Origin of the sequence: Mammaliicoccus sp. C-M13 (assembly GCF_022386845.1) — a bacterium.
Taxonomy (GTDB): domain Bacteria; phylum Bacillota; class Bacilli; order Staphylococcales; family Staphylococcaceae; genus Mammaliicoccus; species Mammaliicoccus lentus.
In genome coordinates, this window is the sequence record NZ_JAJNHQ010000009.1 from 19,914 (window position 1) to 40,778 (window position 20,865).

At 32.0% G+C, this 20,865-nt stretch carries 21 protein-coding genes; 1 reads left to right on the forward strand and 20 read right to left on the reverse strand.

The genetic code is table 11. The features are described from left to right. The first annotated feature begins 30 nt into the window (after window positions 1-30). Entirely contained in the window at window positions 31-741 is a 711-nt protein-coding gene (gene deoD / locus LQ615_RS08215; protein ID WP_064204172.1) for a purine-nucleoside phosphorylase, read from the forward strand. Window positions 742-1,271: 530 nt separating this feature from the next. Here the strand turns inward: deoD and LQ615_RS08220 are convergent. The 20 genes from LQ615_RS08220 to dhaK form a co-directional block, all read right to left on the reverse strand. Continuing rightward, complete coding sequence (locus tag LQ615_RS08220) at window positions 1,272-1,715, reverse strand: Dps family protein (RefSeq protein WP_016998863.1); 444 nt, start codon at window positions 1,713-1,715, stop codon at window positions 1,272-1,274. Between the two features lie 209 nt (window positions 1,716-1,924). Next, on the reverse strand, window positions 1,925-2,839 hold the full coding sequence (locus LQ615_RS08225; protein ID WP_026023602.1) for a D-ribose ABC transporter substrate-binding protein: 915 nt from the start codon (window positions 2,837-2,839) through the stop codon (window positions 1,925-1,927). 22 nt (window positions 2,840-2,861) lie between these two features. Beyond that, on the reverse strand, window positions 2,862-3,800 hold the full coding sequence (locus tag LQ615_RS08230) for an ABC transporter permease (protein ID WP_016998861.1): 939 nt from the start codon (window positions 3,798-3,800) through the stop codon (window positions 2,862-2,864). Further along, window positions 3,781-5,277, reverse strand: a complete 1,497-nt coding sequence (locus tag LQ615_RS08235) for a sugar ABC transporter ATP-binding protein (protein ID WP_016998860.1) — start codon at window positions 5,275-5,277, stop codon at window positions 3,781-3,783. The genes LQ615_RS08230 and LQ615_RS08235 overlap by 20 nt, the downstream gene beginning before the upstream one ends. A 12-nt stretch (window positions 5,278-5,289) precedes the next feature. Next, a complete protein-coding gene (rbsD, locus tag LQ615_RS08240) occupies window positions 5,290-5,679 on the reverse strand; it encodes a D-ribose pyranase (protein WP_239704111.1) in 390 nt (129 codons plus the stop codon). Continuing rightward, on the reverse strand, window positions 5,672-6,553 hold the full coding sequence (rbsK, locus tag LQ615_RS08245; RefSeq protein WP_016998858.1) for a ribokinase: 882 nt from the start codon (window positions 6,551-6,553) through the stop codon (window positions 5,672-5,674). Before rbsK ends, rbsD begins: the two co-directional genes overlap by 8 nt. Before the next feature lies 1 nt (window position 6,554). Further along, a complete protein-coding gene (locus tag LQ615_RS08250) occupies window positions 6,555-7,520 on the reverse strand; it encodes a LacI family DNA-binding transcriptional regulator (RefSeq protein ID WP_070044870.1) in 966 nt (321 codons plus the stop codon). A gap of 67 nt (window positions 7,521-7,587) precedes the next feature. Beyond that, window positions 7,588-7,974, reverse strand: a complete 387-nt coding sequence (locus tag LQ615_RS08255) for a thiol-disulfide oxidoreductase DCC family protein (RefSeq protein WP_016998856.1) — start codon at window positions 7,972-7,974, stop codon at window positions 7,588-7,590. A gap of 171 nt (window positions 7,975-8,145) precedes the next feature. Beyond that, complete coding sequence (gene nhaC, locus LQ615_RS08260) at window positions 8,146-9,564, reverse strand: Na+/H+ antiporter NhaC (RefSeq protein WP_064204173.1); 1,419 nt, start codon at window positions 9,562-9,564, stop codon at window positions 8,146-8,148. A gap of 176 nt (window positions 9,565-9,740) precedes the next feature. Continuing rightward, window positions 9,741-10,103: a transcriptional regulator, SarA/Rot family gene (locus LQ615_RS08265; protein WP_016998854.1), complete on the reverse strand. Its 363-nt coding sequence runs from the start codon at window positions 10,101-10,103 to the stop codon at window positions 9,741-9,743. Between the two features lie 229 nt (window positions 10,104-10,332). Further along, complete coding sequence (locus tag LQ615_RS08270; RefSeq protein WP_182094054.1) at window positions 10,333-11,709, reverse strand: alanine/glycine:cation symporter family protein; 1,377 nt, start codon at window positions 11,707-11,709, stop codon at window positions 10,333-10,335. Window positions 11,710-11,868: 159 nt separating this feature from the next. Then, on the reverse strand, window positions 11,869-13,233 hold the full coding sequence (locus LQ615_RS08275; protein WP_218688334.1) for an EVE domain-containing protein: 1,365 nt from the start codon (window positions 13,231-13,233) through the stop codon (window positions 11,869-11,871). A 181-nt stretch (window positions 13,234-13,414) separates the two neighbouring features. Continuing rightward, entirely contained in the window at window positions 13,415-14,410 is a 996-nt protein-coding gene (locus tag LQ615_RS08280) for a LysM peptidoglycan-binding domain-containing protein (protein WP_016998852.1), read from the reverse strand. Window positions 14,411-14,695: 285 nt separating this feature from the next. Further along, window positions 14,696-14,929 (reverse strand): hypothetical protein, encoded by a 234-nt coding sequence (locus tag LQ615_RS08285; protein WP_016998851.1) that lies wholly within the window; start codon window positions 14,927-14,929, stop codon window positions 14,696-14,698. Window positions 14,930-14,946: 17 nt separating this feature from the next. Then, the gene (gene manA / locus LQ615_RS08290; RefSeq protein ID WP_239704110.1) at window positions 14,947-15,888 is read right to left on the reverse strand and encodes a mannose-6-phosphate isomerase, class I; all 942 of its coding nucleotides are present in this window, start codon (window positions 15,886-15,888) and stop codon (window positions 14,947-14,949) included. A gap of 195 nt (window positions 15,889-16,083) precedes the next feature. After that, on the reverse strand, window positions 16,084-17,613 hold the full coding sequence (locus LQ615_RS08295) for an AbgT family transporter (protein ID WP_016998849.1): 1,530 nt from the start codon (window positions 17,611-17,613) through the stop codon (window positions 16,084-16,086). 450 nt (window positions 17,614-18,063) lie between these two features. Next, window positions 18,064-18,756 (reverse strand): FadR/GntR family transcriptional regulator, encoded by a 693-nt coding sequence (locus tag LQ615_RS08300; RefSeq protein WP_064204178.1) that lies wholly within the window; start codon window positions 18,754-18,756, stop codon window positions 18,064-18,066. 73 nt (window positions 18,757-18,829) lie between these two features. Beyond that, on the reverse strand, window positions 18,830-19,204 hold the full coding sequence (gene dhaM, locus LQ615_RS08305; protein ID WP_016998848.1) for a dihydroxyacetone kinase phosphoryl donor subunit DhaM: 375 nt from the start codon (window positions 19,202-19,204) through the stop codon (window positions 18,830-18,832). Window positions 19,205-19,207: 3 nt separating this feature from the next. Continuing rightward, window positions 19,208-19,783 (reverse strand): dihydroxyacetone kinase subunit DhaL, encoded by a 576-nt coding sequence (gene dhaL / locus LQ615_RS08310; RefSeq protein WP_239704109.1) that lies wholly within the window; start codon window positions 19,781-19,783, stop codon window positions 19,208-19,210. Window positions 19,784-19,795: 12 nt separating this feature from the next. Further along, window positions 19,796-20,761 carry a dihydroxyacetone kinase subunit DhaK gene (gene dhaK, locus LQ615_RS08315; RefSeq protein ID WP_239704108.1) on the reverse strand — a complete coding sequence of 322 codons (966 nt, stop codon included), beginning with the start codon at window positions 20,759-20,761 and terminating at the stop codon, window positions 19,796-19,798. Window positions 20,762-20,865: the final 104 nt, after the last annotated feature.

The window sequence follows — 20,865 nt, forward strand, 5'->3', positions numbered from 1 at the left end:
AAACTTTTATTTTTAAAGGAGAAGATAGTTATGACACAAGGGACACCGCATATTCAACCAAATGGTGTAAAAATTGCAAAAACTGTACTAATGCCTGGGGATCCATTACGTGCTAAATTTATTGCTGAAAACTTTTTAGAAAATGTTGAACAATTCAACGATGTAAGAAATATGTTAGGATACACAGGTACATATAAAGGAAAAGAAGTATCGGTTATGGGCTCAGGTATGGGTATCGCTTCAATCGGTATTTATTCTTATGAACTATATAATTTCTTTGATGTAGAAACGATTATCCGAATTGGATCATGCGGTGCTATGCAAGAGAATATCAATTTATATGATATTATTATTGCACAAGGTGCATCTACTAATTCTCGCTATGTTGACCAATTCAACGTACCAGGTTACTTCGCACCAATTGCTGACTTCGGTTTAGTATCAAGCGCTAAAAATAAAGCAGACGAAATTGGAGCAACTACTCATGTAGGTAATATCTTCTCAAGTGATATTTTCTATAATGCAGACACAGAAGTAACAAGTAAATGGGCAAGATTAGGTATTTTAGGTGTTGAAATGGAATCAGCAGGTTTATACGTAAATGCTGCTGCTGCCGGTAAAAAAGCACTAGGTATCTTTACAGTTAGTGACCACTTATTAAGAGACGAAGCAACAACAGCAGAAGAAAGACAAAATTCATTTACTCAAATGATGGAAATTGCTTTAGAAATCGCTGAATAATAAAGAGAATATATTAGTAGGGAGTGGGACAGAAATCTCATTTTATTAAAAAGATTTCGTAGTCCCACCCCGGCAAAGATGACTAGGTATGAAAAAAGCTTGATATAAGCGCATTTTCGTACCAGTCAGCTACTGCCAATACAAAAAGAGAGCCTGGGACAATTATTTATGTCCCAGGTTTTTTTATAACGTTGTTACATTCAAGGGCGCTATGTTACACGTGAACCTCGTCTTGCAATATTCAGGTCCCTTATTGTCACTTCTTACCAAACGTGTCAATAACAGTACCTTTATTGTCATTTCTCATCAAACGTGTCAACAACAGGTCCCTTATTGTCATTTCTCATCAAACGTGTCAACAACAGTGCTCTTATTGTCACTTCTTACCAAACGTGTCAACAAGCAAAACTATATACATCAAATATTCTATATTCTTTAATAATAAAAAAGCACCGGCTTATTGAGAATTCTCAATAAGCCGGTGCTTGATAATGAGATAGATTTATTTAAACTACCTCATTTATATTTTATTATCCTAAGAATGATTTAAGCATCCAGTTGTGTTTTTCAAGACTTGTTACCATACCTAATAACATGTCTCCTGTCATTTCGTCATCTAATTTTTCCGCTAATTGTATACCTTCTTCTAATTGTCCAATTACAGTTGTGAAGTCTTTTGATAATTGTTCTACCATTTGGTTAGCTGATAGATTTTTCTCTGCTTCTTTAACTTCTGACCATTCTAAAGCTTCTTGTAAAGTAGCGATTGGGTTACCATCGATTGCTAAAATACGTTCAGCAATGTCGTCGATATATACACTTGCTTCATTGTATAATTCTTCAAATTTTTCGTGTAGTGAGAAGAAGTTTGGTCCTTTTACATACCAATGATAATTGTGTAGTTTAGTGAAAAGTACTGTCCATTCTGCTACTTGTTTGTTTAATACTTCAATTACTTCTTTATTGTTATTCATTTATTACACTCCTCTAAGATTTGTTTGTTATTTGGTCTCTTTTGATTACAATAACTATTATATTATAATCATTCTAATCTGTCAACGCTATTTACACAATTATTTAGAATCATTATAAATAAGTTGCAAATTCTAAAAGTTTTTTTCTCAAATAAATTAAGGTAAAAGACTACATTAGTCTTTTACCTTATTCACCATAAAATAAACATTTATTTAGATTTTTCGAGTTTAAGTGGTACTTTAATTTCTTTATCTACTTTTTTACCTTCCATCAGTTTCAACACTGAATTTACTGATTCTTGTCCCATTTTTTCAGGTTGCTGAGCGATTGTTGCATCTAACTTACCTTCTTTAATAGATTGCATCGCATCTTCATTTCCGTCAAATCCTACAACGAGTATATCTTTATCGCCTACCGCTTCTATTGCTCCTAAAGCCATCTCATCGTTATGAGAGAATATTGCTTTAACACCTGGATGAGCTTGTAATATGTTTTGAGTGACATTGAGCCCTTCTGCACGATCAAATTTAGCGCTTTGCTTTGCGATAACATCTAATGATTTATCTGCTACTTCATGGAATCCTTTTCCTCTTTCTCTAGTAGCACTTGCGCCAGGTACACCTTCTAATTCAGCGACTTTAGCATTTTCACCTAATTCATCTAAGATAAATTTGCCACCCATCTTACCGCCTTCTATATTATCCGAAGCAATAAATGTAGCGACATCACCTTTATCAACTGATCTATCTAAAGTAATAACTGGAATACCTTCATTGTTAGCAGATTGAACTGCACTAGAAATGGCACTTGAATCAGTTGGATTCACAACTAAATAATCAACCTGTTGTTGAACTAAGTCTTCTATATCATTTGTTTGTTTAGCAGAATCATCCCTCGCATCTACTACTTTAACATTCATACCTTGCTTTTTAGCCTCTTTTTGAAGTCCTTCTTTAATTGAAACAAAAAATGGATTATTTAAAGTCGAAACACTAACCCCTATTGTAATATCTGATTTCTTTTTATTCGTTTTACTACCATTGTCTTTTTTTAATGGAGATTCTAACGAACATGCTGATAAAAACACTACCAACGAAAGAAAAAGTATTAAAAATTTCTTCATCATTTATCCCTCACTTTGTTAATTATTTTTTACGATCTATAAGAACAGCAATTAATATAACAATACCTTTTACTACTTGTTGATAGAATGAAGATACACCTAATAAGTTCAATCCGTTATTCAACACGCCGATAATAAGTACACCAATTAGTGTACCAACGATACGCCCTTTACCACCTGTTAAAGACGTTCCACCTAACACTACTGCTGCTATGGCATCTAGTTCATATGAAGTACCAGCAGTCGGTTGAGCTGAATTTAGACGTGATGTTAATATTGCTCCAGCTAAAGCTGACATTAAACCAGATATACCATAAATTAAGATTTTTACTTTATTAACTTTGATTCCTGAAATTTTAGAAGCTACTTCATTTCCCCCGATGGCATATGTATGTCTACCAAAAGTTGTCTTCTGTAGAATAATTGCCAATACAATAAATACGATAATCATCGTTACTGCCGGTACTGGTATACCAAAGAAATAACCTTTACCAAACAATTGGAATAAATAACTATCACCTAAGTCTGTTATAGGATTACCATCTGTAATAACTAACGTTAATCCTCTAAAAATTGTCATAGTTGCCAATGTTGCAATAAATGGCGCCATGCTACCGAAAGTAACCAAAACACCGTTAAATACTCCTAGTAAAAATCCTCCTAATACACCAACAATTAAAGCTACAATTGGATCAAGACCACTCGTAATTAAAATTGCTGTAAATGCACTTGATAAAGCTAATATAGACCCTACTGATAAATCTATACCACCTGTCAAAATAACAAACGTCATACCAAAAGCAATTAAACCGTTAATAGATACTTGTCTCAATAAGTTAAGTAAATTCGATAAATCTAAAAATGCAGTATTTAAAACACTTATAACAACCACTAAAAGAATCAATCCTATAAATGGTATAATTTTTTCTAACAATGATGATTTAGCTGTTAACTGTTGCATTTAATTCCCCTCCTGTAGCCAATGTCATAATATTTTCTTCTGTAATTTGTTCCGCTTCAACTTGTCCCTTTATTTCTCCTTCTTGTACAACTAAGACTCTATCACTCATACCGATAACTTCTGGTAATTCTGAAGAAATCATTATAATAGAAACACCGCGCTCAGTTAATTCGTTCATTAATTGGTAAATTTCTCTCTTTGCTCCAACATCAATACCTCTAGTCGGTTCATCTAGTATTAAAACTTGTGCACCCGTACCAATCCATTTAGCTAAAACTACTTTCTGTTGATTACCACCGGAAAGTGAAGAAACAAGTGCTTTTCTATTTGTTTTAATATTTAGTCGTTTACTCATTTGATCAGCAAATATATGAACAGACTTTTCTTTCGTAAAGCCTTTATTGGAAAAGCTTTCTAAAGAAGGTAAAACCATATTATCTTCAATAGAGAAATCTAATATCAGACCTTCGTCCTTTCTGTTCTCAGTAATAAGCCCAATTCCGTTTTTCATAGCGTCTTCAGGTGAATTAATGGAAACTTTTTTATCGTTAATCGTAATGTCTTTACTGCCTTTATCTATGCCGAATAAACTTCGCATTATTTCAGTTCTGCCAGCCCCCATTAGTCCACTAACACCAAGAATTTCTCCTTTTCTTAATGAAAATGATATATCTTTAATTTGATGTTCATCATTATTTAACGATTTAACGTCCATGATGATATTACCAGGTGAAACAGTTCTTTTCGGGAATTGTTCTGTTAAATCTCTACCTACCATTGATTTAACTATCTCATCATAATTAGTATCATTCGTTTCTTTATATAACACTGTTTTACCATCTCTCATTACAGTTATCTCATCAGATATCTCAAAGATTTCTGCCATTCTATGTGAAATATACACAAATGCAACGCCTTGTTTTTGCAAGCTTTTAATAAGCTTAAACAATTGATTAATTTCTTTATCCGTTAAAGCAGCTGTTGGTTCATCCATAACGATTATTTTAGCGTTCGTCATCAATGCTTTAGCAATTTCTATCATTTGTTGTTCACCAATAGAACATTTTCCTGCAACTTTTTTAAGTGGTATTTTAAAATTTAACTTTTCAAATACTTTCATTGCTTCTTTCTTCATTTGTCTCTCGTTTAAGATTCCAAATTTATTTCTAATTTCTTTACCAATAAACAAATTTTCTAACACTGTTAATTCTGACCAAATATTTAATTCTTGGTGTATAAAAGTTATGCCTGCTTCTTCAGCCATTTGTGCATCTTTATATTCAATATTTTCATCTTTGTATATTATCTGACCCTCATCTTTGCCGTGTATACCTACTAAAATTTTCATTAACGTAGATTTACCTGCCCCGTTTTCTCCCATCAATGCATGTACAGAAGCTTCCTTTAAAATAAAATCTACCCCAGTTAATACTTTATTTTGTCCAAAAGCTTTATGTATATTCTTCATCTGTAACATGGTAACCCTCCTTTAGAATAAAACATCACTTTCCAATATGACATTTGCAAATGGTGTTGCTTCTCCAGTTCTAATAATCGCGACTGTATCATTTGTTAATTCTTTAAATCGTTCATGTGATACATATTCTGTATCAATATTAGATTGAGTAATATTTTCAAAAAGCGAAACATTATCTTCTTTTATTTCTTCCGCAACGATCATTTTTTGAACCGACATATGCTTCATCACTTCTTCGTAAACGCTTTCAAAATTTGGTACACCAAAAGACAGTGCTAAATCAATCTTCTTCACTTCTTTTGGGATTGGTAGACCACAATCTGCTATTACTATTCTGTCTGTATGACCAAGATCACTTAATACTTTAGATATTTCACTGTTTAAAATCCCTGTTTTATACATGCCATTCTCCCTCTATTTCTGAAAGTTTAGGCATACCACCTTGTGCACCCATACCTGTTACTGAATAACTTGCTGCTAAGTTTGCAAAATCTAACGCTTTTTCTAGATTGAATTCTTTCTGTAACGCTACTGCAAATGCACCGTTAAATGTATCACCTGCGCCAGTAGTATCTTTAACTTCTCGTTTATAACCTGGTACTTCTACCTTTTTGTTACCATCGTGATAAACTGCCCCTTTATCTCCTAAAGTAACAATCAATTTATTCGGATATTTTGCTAACGCTTCATCCATATTTCCTTTAAACATTCCGTCACTTTCTGTTTCATTAGGAGTTAAGTAATCAGCTTTTTCAATAACATTATCACTAACTTCTCTAAAAGGAGCTGGATTTAATATAGATGTAATTTCATTTTCCTTACAGTAATCAATTACATGTTCAACTGTTTCACTAGGTATTTCTTGTTGAAGAAGAACGATGTCACCTTTATTAAGATGTGCTAAATGTTTCTCAACATATTCAGGTGTTACTTCGTTATTGGCAGATGGAACAAAAATGATACTATTATCTTGTTCAGCTAATGTTATGTGAGCAGTACCTGACGGCATTTGTGTAACGGGTTCCACACCATCTACTAAAACGTAGTTATTTTGTAGATTTTGATAAATTTCTTTACCGAAATCATCATCTCCTATGCGCCCTACTAAATATACTTCTTCCCCTAATCTTGCTGCTGCCACAGCTTGATTAGCGCCTTTTCCACCTGGTGTAGTGAAAAAACTATCTCCTAATATTGTTTCACCTTTTTCAGGTCTTTTTGAAGCTGAAACTACTAAATCTATAGACATACTTCCTATAACCATAATCTTTTTCATTTTACTCTCTCCTCGTCGATTGTCGTTCTATTAAACTAACGTCTAATATTTGATGATGTTCTCTTTCTTTACCTTCTAGTTGATTGATAAGCTGTTGACAAGCCTTTTTGCCTATTAAATATGCTGGTTGATGAATTGTAGTTAAACTTGGTGTATACATACGAGATAATGGTATATCATCATAACCTACAACTTGAACATCAGAAGGAACTTTAAATTCATGATGTAACAAAGTACGCATAACAGCAAATGCGCTCACATCATTACTACAAATAATACTATCAATATTGTGCTTATGAATCATCGATACTAAATCTTCTTCAATGAGAAAACGTTCATCTACAGTAATGTAAGGGATGTTCTTTTCATCAAAAATAGATTTAGCACCGGATAGTCTTTCGTTAAATGATTTATATTGTAAGTTTTGTTGCATAATTAAAACAGATTTTGTCGAACCTTTAATGACGGCTTGAGCTTGTAACTGTCCACCTTTATAATGATTTGTTTCAACAAATTCATGGTCGGCATACACTCTATCTAATAAAACAAATGGCATATTATATGATTTAAAAGAATCAAATGTTTCTTGAGTAGATAATTGTGATGCAATAATCCCACTACAATTATGCACATTGAATGTGTTTATATACGCTAATTCTTTTTCTTCATTTCCATCACCATTACCTAAAATGATGTGATAACCCTTAGCCATCGCTTCATCTTCAACACCTCTAGCGACAACCGTGAAAAATGGATTGCTAATATCAGGTAATAATAAACCTATCATTTTAGATTTACGTTTATACAATGTCCGAGCTGTTTCATTTGGTCTGTAATTTAAATCTTTGATCGCTTTATTAATCTTCTTTCTTGTTTCTTCTTTGACATACCCACTTCTATTAAGAGCTCTTGAAACTGTCGCCACTGAGACACCAGCGTATTTAGCAACTTCTTTAATCGTAGCCATTCGTTCAACTTCCTTTTGTGTAACCGTTTACATAAAAGGATACCACCACTCTAAAACTATTGCAATACTAATCTAAAAAATACTGACGTTCTTCTTTAGTTGGTAGTTTACATGCTTGCTTAAATTGGATGCGATGTCTTATTTTTGCAAATGAATCGTAACCTAGATTTCTAAGAAAACGAGGCACTATTTTCAATAGGAATGCAAAAATTTTATATTTCTTAATTTGATTCAATAAGTGAATAATAGCATCTGTTTTAGTAAATACTTGTGATTTATCAACTACAACAATTGTGTCTATATTTTTCAATTCAGGTTGAGCTTTAATTAAGTTCTCTCCATATTGCCCTTCTAATTGTGCAAATTGGAATCTCGTTGGAATATTATGATGAATCAACCACATTACTACTCTATTACAATAACCACAATCACCGTCATAGTATACTATAGCCATAAATATCACCTTATTCCTTTCTTTAGTTTTAAGATAACACGATTATAAGAAACATTAAATTAATAAGGGAGTGAACCAGAAATATCATTTTGCTAAAAAGACTTCATAATACCATCCCTATATAATGAAACAGTCCGAGACATTTATATATGTCCTGGACTGTTATTATTGTTATTGAGCTTCTTTAAATTGTTTATATTCTTGTTCGTTAATTGTTATAATTTTAAATCCTATGTATCCAAATATTATAGATATGATTGGGACCGTATAATTAAATACTGCATACATCCCATACTCCAATACGTTTACATTTAAGGTCTGAGCTATAAACACACCACAAGTATTCCATAAGAAAAATACTGAAGTCACTGTTCCACCATCTTCTAGAGCTCTAGATAAATTTTTAGGGTGTAACCTCTTTTCTAAAAACGTATTAATATACATTCTTGATGGTACAACAATTGAAATATATTGTTCTGAGCATGAAGCGTTTGTACCAATACATGAAATAATAACAGAAGCGATTAGTCCACCAGTACCTTTAGCTACTTTCAAAACTTGTGTAATAATTGCCTTCAACATACCTGAATATTCGAGTATTCCACCAAATGTCATCGCAACAATTGTCATAGAAATGGTATAAAACATTGACTCCAAACCACCCCTATTAAATAGTTCTTTTACGAGTTCATTCTTTGTTTCTAACACATATCCTGTTTGTAAAGCTTGAACGCTATCATGAATACTTCCACCTTGAACAAAAATTTGTGATAAAAATCCTAAAATAATACCAACTACCAATGCAGGTATTGCAGGTACTTTTAAGGCTACTAAAATAATAACAATCAGTGGTACTAATAGTAACCAAGGTGAAATGACAAATTTATCAATCATTTCATTATTAATTGCATCAATTTTACCTTGATTAATGTCACCTGCGGAAAATTGTCTACCGAGTATAAAGAAAGCAATTAACGAAATTACAATAGCAGGTACAGTTGTATAGAACATATGCTTAATATGATCGAATAGATTTGTACCAGTTAAACCAGCTGCTAAATTTGTGGTGTCAGATAAAGGGCTCATTTTATCACCAAAATAAGAACCTGATATGATAGCACCAGCAATCATTCCCGCTGGAATATCCATACTCAGTCCTATACCCATTCCGGCTACGCCTACTGTGGCCATCGTAGACCAACTACTACCAATTGCTAAAGATACAATGGCGCATATAATAGCAATGGTCACTAAAAATAATGAAGGCGTAATAAGCTTTAAACCGTAATAAATCATCGTGGCAACTATACCGCCACCTATCCATGCCCCAATGATTAAACCGACTAGTATAATAATAACAATCGCAGGTAGTGCTAATTTTATCCCCTTATACATCATTTCTTCTATATCTTTCCACGTATGCCCATGATAATAGGCAACTATGGCTGCTATAGCTGTCCCTATCATTAAAGGAATATGAGGTGCTAATTCTAAAACAACAACAGTATAGAGCATGCTTACTATCATAAATAGAAACGGAACAATAGCCCATACAAAACTTATATTCTTTGTTGTAGATTCTTTTACCATAATGACTAATCCCCCTATAATAAAGCGCTTACATTTAAAATTGTATAACTTTCCACCATAATTTACAAATTAAATTTTAAAATATAATTTGATTATAAATACAAAAATGCATTGTAAAAGTTAGCCTTTGACTAACTTTTACAATGCATTTCATTAATATTAAAAAGATTTATAATCTAAGCTACATTTAACATATCCAATACTTCTTGCATTATCACTTCAAAATCATCTTTATAATCATCGTTAAAGCGTAATATAACTGCTCTTTCATCTGTTTTTAAGCGGTTTTTTAATATATATTTCTTTTCGAATAGTCTCTTAATGGCACGAGCAGATTTGTTTTGCTTTATGTATCCTTTTTCAATTGCATCTTTAAGGTGTACTTCTTTCACTTCATTTAATTTCATTAAGAAGAAAAATTCATGTTTCTTTAAGCCATACTTTTGTTCAATTACTACAAAGATATTGTCAATTTTATTTTGGTAATCAAAGAATTCAGAACATGAAGTAATTGCTTCTGAATAAGATTGAGTGCTCATTGTTGTAACCTCCTAAAAATTAGTTAATTAAATTATCTTAAAATAATTTTACCATAAAATTAAATAACATCAATATGGAATTTAATAAAATATTTGACATTTTGTGTAAATTAGAATAATTTATATGACTACATACAAAAGAGGTTTATTTTTGAAGACATCTACAATTTTTTTAAATACAAAAAAAGATTATAACGATAACGTTATAATCTAAAAGGAATAAACTATTTCAGTTTTTATTATTTTTATCTTTCAAATAAAATTCTTTGCTTGTGAAAAATTCTCGTGTCAAGTCTTTAACTTTAGGTGATAACATAATAACAGCTATAATATTGGGAATAAGAATGCATGCTAACGCTATATCTAATAAATTCCACAATTGTGTACCTGCCCCAAACGCACCGAGCGCTATAGATAAAACATATACTATTTTCATAATAAATCCAGCTGTTAATCCAAATAAATATTCTGCCATTCTTGAACCATAATAAATAACTACAATTATAGTAGAGAATACAAAGAATACCATTGATATAGAAACAATCCAGCTTCCAAATGTACCAAATGCATCATTAAAAGCTCTAGCTGTCAGTGCAGCCGATTGTTCTTTTGCATCATCTGCTTTCCAAACGTCTGAAACCAATACAACAAACGCTGTTGTACTACATATAATTAAAGTATCAACAACTATTTCACTTACACTCCAAAAAGCTTGTCTCACTGGATGATCTGTCTTAGCAGCAGCGTGAGCAATTGGAGAAGTACCTAAACCTGCTTCGTTTGAATAGATGCCTCGAGCAAACCCCCATCTAACCGTTGTAGCTAAAGCAGCTCCAAAACTACCTCCTAATGCTGCATCAGGATTAAAAGCTTTTTCAACTACTAACGCTATGACTCCCGGTAAATGTTGAATGTTCATTAAAATGATAATAAAACCCATAATACAATATAATCCAACCATAACCGGCACAATCATTTCAGTGAATGTTGCAATTCTTTTAATACCTCCAAACACAACTAAAGCAGCTAACACAGCTAAAATGATTCCTGTATAACCCATATCGATATTGAATGTATCTTCTACCGTGCTTGCTGCTGAATTTCCTTGCACCATAATACTCGGAATGAGTTCCAACATAAGCGCCAATGCAAAAATAAAAGCGAATACTATTCCAACTTTTTTATTTTTCATTCCTTTTTTCATATAGTATGTAGGTCCCCCTACAAATTCGCCTTTACTATTCTTTTCTCGATAATGTATACCAAGTACGTTTTCACTATACTTTAGAGCCATCCCTAAAAATGCAATAACCATCATCCAAAATACTGCACCAGGTCCACCCATCATGATTGCTGTAGGTACCCCTACGATATTTGCTGCACCAACAGTAGAAGATAAAGCAGAAGTTAATGCTTGCCTCGGTGTAATCGTTCCTTCACCTTTAGGTTTTTTATTAATACTGCCAAATGTTTGTTTCATCATATAGCCAAAATGTCTAAACTGTATAAACCCTAAATAAATTGTTAAAAATAAACTAGATACTAATAATAGAGTTACGAGTGGATATCCCCATAACCAATCTGAAAATGCTACTATTTTGTCCATAAACACGTCCCCTTTGTTGTTTATTGATAAGAGCAATTTTAATTATATATATCATATTACAGAAAATTCTATCAATTTAAAAGATAATTTTTCACTTATAAATTAAAAACACCATTTGATATTAAACAAATAGTGTTTTTCAATGAAAATTTATTTTATTTATCCAACGTGTATTACACGACAATGTTTTAAAAATTGATGTGAATATTGTTTTTTTATATCTTCAACTGTCCCATAACATAAACCTATCATTCTCCATTTTGGATTATGGCGGTAGAATGAGTCTTTTTCTAAACTCCATTTTACCATTTTTCCATCATGATTATATCTAGGTAGTGTCATTTCATGACCATCTAAAACATTTAGGAATAGTTGGAATATTTCAGGGTCTATTCGCTCAAATTGATCGATTACAAGCCATTCTCTTTCTGAATTTGTGATATGCCCCGTGATAAATCCTTCACGATAATATAGAGCTCCACTTTCGTTAGGTAAATACCTTCCGTATAACATTTCTTCAGAAAAATCTGGATGTCCTGTTGTATAAATACCTTTAGCAAGCTCGCGCTCTACGTAATGTTTTGCTTTTTTTATACCTTCTTCTTTACTATCACATAACATTAATATAATTGGCTTATCTTTTTTATCTTCTTGTTCTTGTGGAATCGAGACTTGATATTGTTGTGAATTATTTTGAGAAAACTCACCTCTACTCATATCCATCATTGCATCATATTGAGCTTTTGTTAAATTAGCTATAGATTGCTTAGAATTTTCTTGTAAGAAATATAATTTTTTTAATGTTTGATGTCTATTTAGTTCTGCTACACTTATAGGATTAATATCCTTTTCATATCTAATAGTTATGCAAGTTGAATCAGTTCGTCCTGGTTGTGGTGGAAGTTTATGTATACTATCTGTAACTTCACCAACACCAATAATTGAATGATTCGCGTTTTTATTTAAGAATACAAGCTGATCCCCGATTTCAAGTTGTGTATAATAAATATAACCATTTCTTTTAATACCATTCACTGTATGTGTGAAAATAGTATATGTTTCATCTTCTTCAAACTGTATTTCTTCTGAAAGTAAGAAATATCTAGGTATTTTAACTTCTCCTTGTCCTAGGCCAATAATTAATTCAAATTCTTCTTTAGATATACGATTGAATAATTGATCCGTTAGTTGCTTAATACGCAATTCTAAATGTTCACTTCTCTTTAAGTATTCAACTGAAAGCATTGTTAAAGAAGTTTCAAATTTAAAATGAATGCTTACTTTTTGGTTGCCGCCTGTCTGAACATCAATAATTTCCCCATATCCTAATAATCCCACTTGATTTTGGACTTGATAATAAATTACTTTATCACCAGGTTTTGCCGTCTTAAAGGCATGGTAACCTTGAGTAGGATTAAAACTTGCACCCGATTCAAATACTGCAACTTGTCCTTCTAGAGGTTCTGTATGATTCCACCTATTATATCCACAATTTAGCCAAAAGTAGTTTGTTTCTTCAGACATATGTATACTCCTTGTTATAAATAATTATCAATTTTAAACGATTTACTATGTAAATATGACGTTTATTATACTAATCATATTTTTTACATGACATTAATATTAACATTGTATAAGACATTAGCATCCGTGTCTATGTTTACACAAGTAAAAACTGAGACATTATATATGCCTCAGTTCAAGATTAATGTATAAAATTATAACTTGGTACGAGTGAAGCTGGTACAGTTCTGTATGTTAATACACCAGGTGAAGATGTAAAATTCATTTCTGATACTTGAATACTACCGTCATTATTAATGCGTTCAACAAACGAAACATGACCGTAATAACCAGCAGAAGATTGTAAAATCGAACCTACAGCAGGTTTATGATTTACTCTATATCCATCTTTAGCTGCAGCGCTAGCCCAGTTGTTCGCATTCCACCAATAAGTGCTTATTGGTTTACCGATTGCTTTACGTCGATTAAATACGTGCCAAGTACATTGACCCCAATCATATAAATTTTGGTGGTAGAACATAGGAGGTGTATAGCTACCAGTGTTATTAGAGCTTGATTGTCCACCACCTGTTGACACTGAACCACTTACTTTTAATTTTTGTCCCGGATAAATAATGAAATTTGATAAACCATTTAAAGACATTATTTTTTGATATGTTGTACCATATCGAGCAGCAATTACTGATAATGAATCTCCTGATTTAACCGTATAAGTAGTTGTACTAGTAGATGTGTTTGATGAACCCGTATTATTTGAACTTGAACTACTAGAAGTCCCTTTTACTTTTAATTTTTGGCCAGGATAAATAATTGTATTATTCAACCCGTTTAAAGACATTATTTTTTGATATGTTGTGCCATATTTACCAGCAATTACTGATAACGAATCCCCTGATTTAACCGTATAGTACGTCGTTGATGACGTTGAAGTCGATCCTGTATTCGTATTAGACGAACTAGAAGAACCAGGTACTTGAATGATTTGATTCGGAAAAATTAGATTAGAGCTTAATTTGTTTAAGCTTTTAATTTTTGCGATAGTTGTATTATGTTTTTCAGCAATTAACCAAAGTGAGTCTCCGCTCTTAACTTTATATGATGCAGCTTCAGCACTTTGTGATGTTAAAGCTACTGCTACAGAAGCACCTACAAATGCTGTTAATGTCTTCTTCTTCAAAATTAGTTACCTCCATTATCTTACATTTTTATATAAAGATATTAATTCTTCCTAATTATACACTGTTATGGCGCAATTTTATATTACAGTTTTATTTCATTTATATTAATAGAATTATAGAAAAATTCTTTTAAAGACAATTAATTTTTTTATTTATATGATGAGAATACACTGTAAAATTGAAATAAATGACAATATAACAATTTAAGTCCCCACAAAAAAACTGTCGTCAAAGTTATTAACTTTACGACAGTTTAAATGTATATTACAAAACTAATAATCTATTTATTGAAGTATTAACGATAAACCGGCTAATGTTGGCATTAAATTAACTAGAACGCCTCCGATTTTCAACCCCATTGTTATTTCTTTATCTTTAAAAGTACTAATAGCTAATATTAGCCCAATTAAAGCAATAATAAATGGTATCACTGGATTTGGATATTTTGGCTGTTCAAAAAATATTCCTAGACCAGCTATAACGGCACAAACAAGTGATAAATATAAGAATTTTTTCATATTAGTATAACTCCTATCTAGACGTAACTTACTATAACTTCTAGTTGCCCGTTAATGTGATTATCTAAATCATCAGCCGTTAATATGAGGTGACTTCCCGTTGACACTTCATATACATTTCCGTCTGTTATGATTTCACCTTCCCCAGAAATAATACTCACTAAGCAATAATCTCTAGGTTTTCTGAAGTTAAATGTACCTTCTATTTGCCATTTCGTAACAGTGAAAAAGTCGCTTTCTACAAGCATTTGACCTTTTTGTTCATCAGAATCTATTCTCACAGGTGCTACATTTGGGCTTGTTGGTCCTATATTGATAACATCAATACTTTTATCAAGATGTAATTCACGTTTCTTACCATCTTGCTCAATTCTATCGTAATCATAAATTCTGTAAGTAGTATCTGAGTTTTGTTGCGTTTCTAGTATCATAATACCTTCTCCGATTGCATGCACTGTACCACTTGGCACATAGAAAAAGTCTCCCTTTTCAACTTTAACGCGCTTGAATAAATGATCCCAATCTTCATTTTGAATATATTCTTCAAGCTGTTCTTTCGAATTTGCATAAGTTCCGTATATAATTTCTGCGTCTTCTTTTGCGTCAAGAACATACCAGCACTCAGTTTTACCAAACTCACCATTTTCATGTTCGTGTGCATATTCATCATCTGGATGAACTTGTACAGATAATTTTTGGTTTGCATCTAATATTTTCGTAAGCAATGGAAATTTCTTTTCTGAAGGATTTCCAAATAATTCAGGATGGTCTTTCCAAACCTTATCCAATGTTTGACCTTCGTAAGCTCCATTGGCAATAACATTAGGTCCATTTTGATGCGCTGATATACCCCAACATTCCCCAATATTACCATCAGGAATGTCGTAGCCCATTTTTTCTAAATTACGTCCTCCCCAAATACGCTCTTTAAATACGGGTTTCAATACTAATGGAGACATTTAATCATCCTTTTCTTTTTTGTCGTTAAAAATATATGTAAGTTCAATTAATTAAATTAAATATATACCCTTCGTGATTGTACCATATAGTGCTTTACTTATGAAATACTGAAATGGCAGTGGGAAGGAAATCTCATTTTTCTAAAAAGACTTCATAGCCTCATCCTAGAAAGAATGAGACTACATTTTAACTTATTATTTACTCCAATATATATCTCCACCAGGTCCTAATGGTAAACCTAGTAAGAACCATATAATCATAAATATAGGCCAAACAATCGCCAATACAATCGAATATGGCATTAAACTAGAAATTAATGTTCCAAGTTTCATATTCTTATCATATTTTTGAGCATATGATAGTAATAGTGGTAAGTAAGGCATCATCGGTGTTATTGGATTTGTGATTGAATCTCCTATACGATAAACCATCTGTGTAAACGCGGGATGATATCCTAATAACATAAACATAGGTATAAATATTGGTGCTAATATCGCCCATTTTGCGGATGCGCTACCTATTAGCAAGTTAATTAAACAACTTAATAATATTAATCCTATTATTAACACTACACCATTTTGACCTTGTAATAATTCTGCGCCTTTAACTGATATAACAACACCTAGGTTGCTCCAATTTAAATACGCTAATAATTGTGAAGCAAAAAATACAATTACGATAAAACTTCCCATTGTCGCCATTGAATCAGTTAACATTTTCCCTAAATCTTTTGTATTTTTAAGTTTACCTGACATAATTCCATAAACAAAACCGGGAACAAAGAAAACAACAAGAATGATTATACCAACACCATCCATTAATGGCGATTCTTCGATTAAGCTTCCAGTTTTAGCGTTTCTTAGCCAGCCATTTTCAGGTATTGATAAAGCTAATAAAATAACTATAACCGCAAAGAAACTCCAATTAGCAAACTTTAATGCTTTGTTTTCTTTAGATGTTATTTCATTATCATCACTTGAACTATCTGTTTCTTCTTTATATGTACCTAGACGTGGTATAACAATTTTCATACTTACAAAATAAATTGCTGGTAATAAAATGATAGAAGATGCTGCTATAAAATACCAGTTCATAGCTACGTTCAACGAAATATCTTTGCTAATAATTTCAGCTGCTGGTTTGGTAAATGCATAAACAAGCGCATCACTCATACCTAAAGTTAAATTAGCTGCAAACGCCCCTAAGGCAGAAGCATATGCCATCGCTAAACCAGCTATCGGATGATAACCAAGTTTAATAAAAACTAATGCCGTCAAAGGTGGTAAAACTACTGGAGCTGCATCTCCAGCAGCATTCCCAATAATACCTACAAATATAATAATGGGTACTATAATTTTCTTAGGCGCTTTATTAACTATCATTATCATTAATTTATCAAAATATCCTGTTTTTTCTGCTACACCTATTCCGAGCATAACTGCAAGTACAAGGCCTAATGCTGGGAATTCGGAAAAGTTTGTTATAGATTCACTTAATATTTTAGAAAAACCTTCTCTAGAAATTAGATTTGTTACTTCTACTGTTTTTCCTGTACCTGGGTTTTCTACTTTTATATTGAACAAAGATACAAACCAAGATAGTACAATTAATCCTACACATAAAAGGAAAAATAATATACTTGGATCTGGCAATCGGTTTCCTGCTTTTTCTATGAAGTTTAAGAATCTATTAATAATAGAAACTTTTCTCTTTGTCTGATTCATAATAGCCCCCTTAATATAAGAAATTAGAAATATTATATCATAAAATATCTATATATTTTGAATTTTCTGACGATTTGTAATGTATGATTTTATTATTTATATAAAATCTATTTATTCGGTGTAATTTGGATATTATTTTTTTAATAATTAATATTGCTAAACTCTTGAAGGGACCTTATACTTAAGATACAAATATTAAATTGTAATAAGCTTTTTCATTATTGCAATGATAAGTTACAGTTTATTATTTTACTGTGAGAAGTCTTTATATATGATTATGAAATGGAACGGATGGGTTATACATACCCAAAGCGATAAGCATCCTGAAGCTTATCGCTTTTTATTTTTATAAATAGTTTATAACGAATAGAGGCCGAGACAAATGTCTCGGCCTCTTTCGGTTTATTGAGCAAGTGTTTCGCCTCAAGCTTTATTTAATATCATTAATCATCATCTAATGTGTTTTAATACTGCGTTTTCAACTTCAGACAAATGAAATGCCATTTTTTCTTCAGCTAATTTACTATTTTGACTTTTTATAGCTTCGTATATATCTTTATGTTCATTATAGAGCTTCTCAATCGATTTGCTTTTTGTATATAAATATATTCTTCTTGTTTCTTTCATAGTATGTTGCATTAATTCTGATACATTGCGCAATAGCTGTTTTAACATGTAATTATTTGAAGCATCAGCAATAGCAAGATGGAATCTTAAATCTGAAGCTTCTCCTAATTCATTTTTTTTAATTGCTACTTTCATATCAAAAAGTGCCGCTTCAATTTCCTTAAGATTATTTTCATCACGATTAGATGCTGCCAATCTTGCTACACCAACTTCAACTATATTACGTACTTCTAATAAATTTTCGATGTCTTCCACATTAGCATTAATTGCTTCAAGATTAAATTTTGTTTCTTCTCTATTTATAACAAAAGTTCCTTGTCCATGTTTAATATCGACATATCCCATTGCTCGTAAAGCATTCAATGCTTCTCTAATAGTAGCTTGACCAACACCAAAACTCTCAGATAATGCTTTGATTGACGGTAATCGATCACCAGGATTTATACGACCTTCGTTAATATCAAATATGATGACATCTGCAACTTTTTCATATAATTTCTGATTCGATATTTTCATTTTTTATTTCTCCACCTTGTAAAATCATTAGTAGAGCAATTATATCATTTTATATTTTTGACTTGATCACATTTTAAGATTTTTTAGAAAATTCCCTTTCAATGCTTGAAATTGCTTCTTCTAATGTTGCTCCTGTTGATAATGATACGCTCGCTAGAAATGCGCCTTCAACAATAGGCCCGTCAACTTTATATAATTTATAATCACCTTCGTATAAATCAATAGCCATTTCCAAGTTCATTTCTGCTGACCCAATATCGTAAAATAACAATGCATCTTCTGTCAGTTCATCGATGATTTCGTTAACTGTATCGATACTTGTTCCTATCTCACCTTCATTATTTCCGCCTTTAGCAATTACTGTTACATCTGGTGACATTTGTGCTAACAAATCTTTCACACCTTGTGCTATATCTTTACTATGACTAATAATTCCTATTGTCGCCATTTTCTACACATCCTCACTTAAAGCATTCAATACAAATACCATACTCTGTGCACCTGGATCGATATGTCCAATTGAATCCTTTTTGAAATATGCTGCTCTACCTTTAGTAGCTTCTAAATCTTTCGTATCATCTGCAAATTGTTGTAATTGTTCTTTACTTATAGATTGATTGTTTTCTAAGTACTCAGATGTTTTTTGTAGCACATCATACATCGTTTTTTCGCCACCAGAAACTTTACCTCGTGTTGCTACAGCATTTTTAAATTCATCAATGTATTCTTTCAAATTATCTTGATTAATTTCATCATAGTTAAGAGAAGCCATTTTTACAAAACTAAATCCATAGAGTGGACCAGACGCCCCTCCTACAGAACTCATTAATGTCATACCTGTTGATTTCAAAACTTCACTTAACGTATCCCCAGAAATTTTCTCGTCAACTGCTTTGAAACCTCTCAGCATATTAACGCCATGATCCCCGTCACCAATTGCTCTGTCTAAGTCTGTTAAAAGTTGTTCTTCTTGTTCAAAAGTATTTCTTAAATCTTTTAATTTTTTAGTTAATAAATCTGCATCCATGGATAAATCCTCCTATACGAAATATTTACTTTCTGTCGGTGCATCAAAAGCATCGCGATATTCATCATCATAAGGTACTAAAGTAATAGAAAAACCTTGCATATCTAAAGCTGTCATATAATTACCGATTAAATATTTTTCGATATTTAATTCATTTTTTTTAGCATATTCATTAAAGTAATGTGAAACAATCGCTAATTCAGAATCTGGAGTTGCACCCATGCCATTAATCATTACGATTAATGTTTTATCTGATATTTCTTTCTCTAATTCGTGCATTAACCTTTTAATTATTTCATCGATTGGTTCGATATTCTCTTGATATATACCACGTTCACCATGAATACCGATTCCTATTTCCATTTGATTCTCTTTTAAATCAAAACCGTATTGACCAGTAGTTGGTACTAAACAAGGATAAATAGCCATACCAATTGTTCTTATCTTTTCGATAAATGTTTCTGTTCTACTCTTTATATCAGCGAGATTGAATCCATTATCAGATAAGAAACCTGCATACTTATGGACTAAGACTGTTCCGGCCACACCTCTTCTATCTTCTATGTTTTCGATAGATATATCATCTCTCACCACGATTGACTCACAAGAGATACCTTCCATCTCAGCCATTTCTTGCGCCATCTCAAAATTCATTACATCCCCTGCATAATTTTTCACTATTAAAAGAACACCTTCATCTGTAGCTACATGTTTGATTGCTTCTAAAATTTTATCAGGAGTAGGAGATGTAAACACTTCACCACATACAGCTGCATCTAACATACCCTCTGCCACATAACCAGCATGAGCAGGTTCGTGGCCTGAACCTCCTCCAGAAACTAAAGCAACACCTTTTGTTTTTAGTTTTTTTCTTACTACTACATTTTCACTTATTATTTCAACCGCATCATCCATTATTTCAATGCCTTTTAACATATCAGCAACAAAATTTGTTTTTTCTTTCATTAATTTCTTCATACTATGACCTCCCGATTGAATTCTATTACCTCAATACTATTATAAAACGTTTAAGGTAGTAAGCGTTAACAATATGGATATATATAAAATCCATACACAAGAGA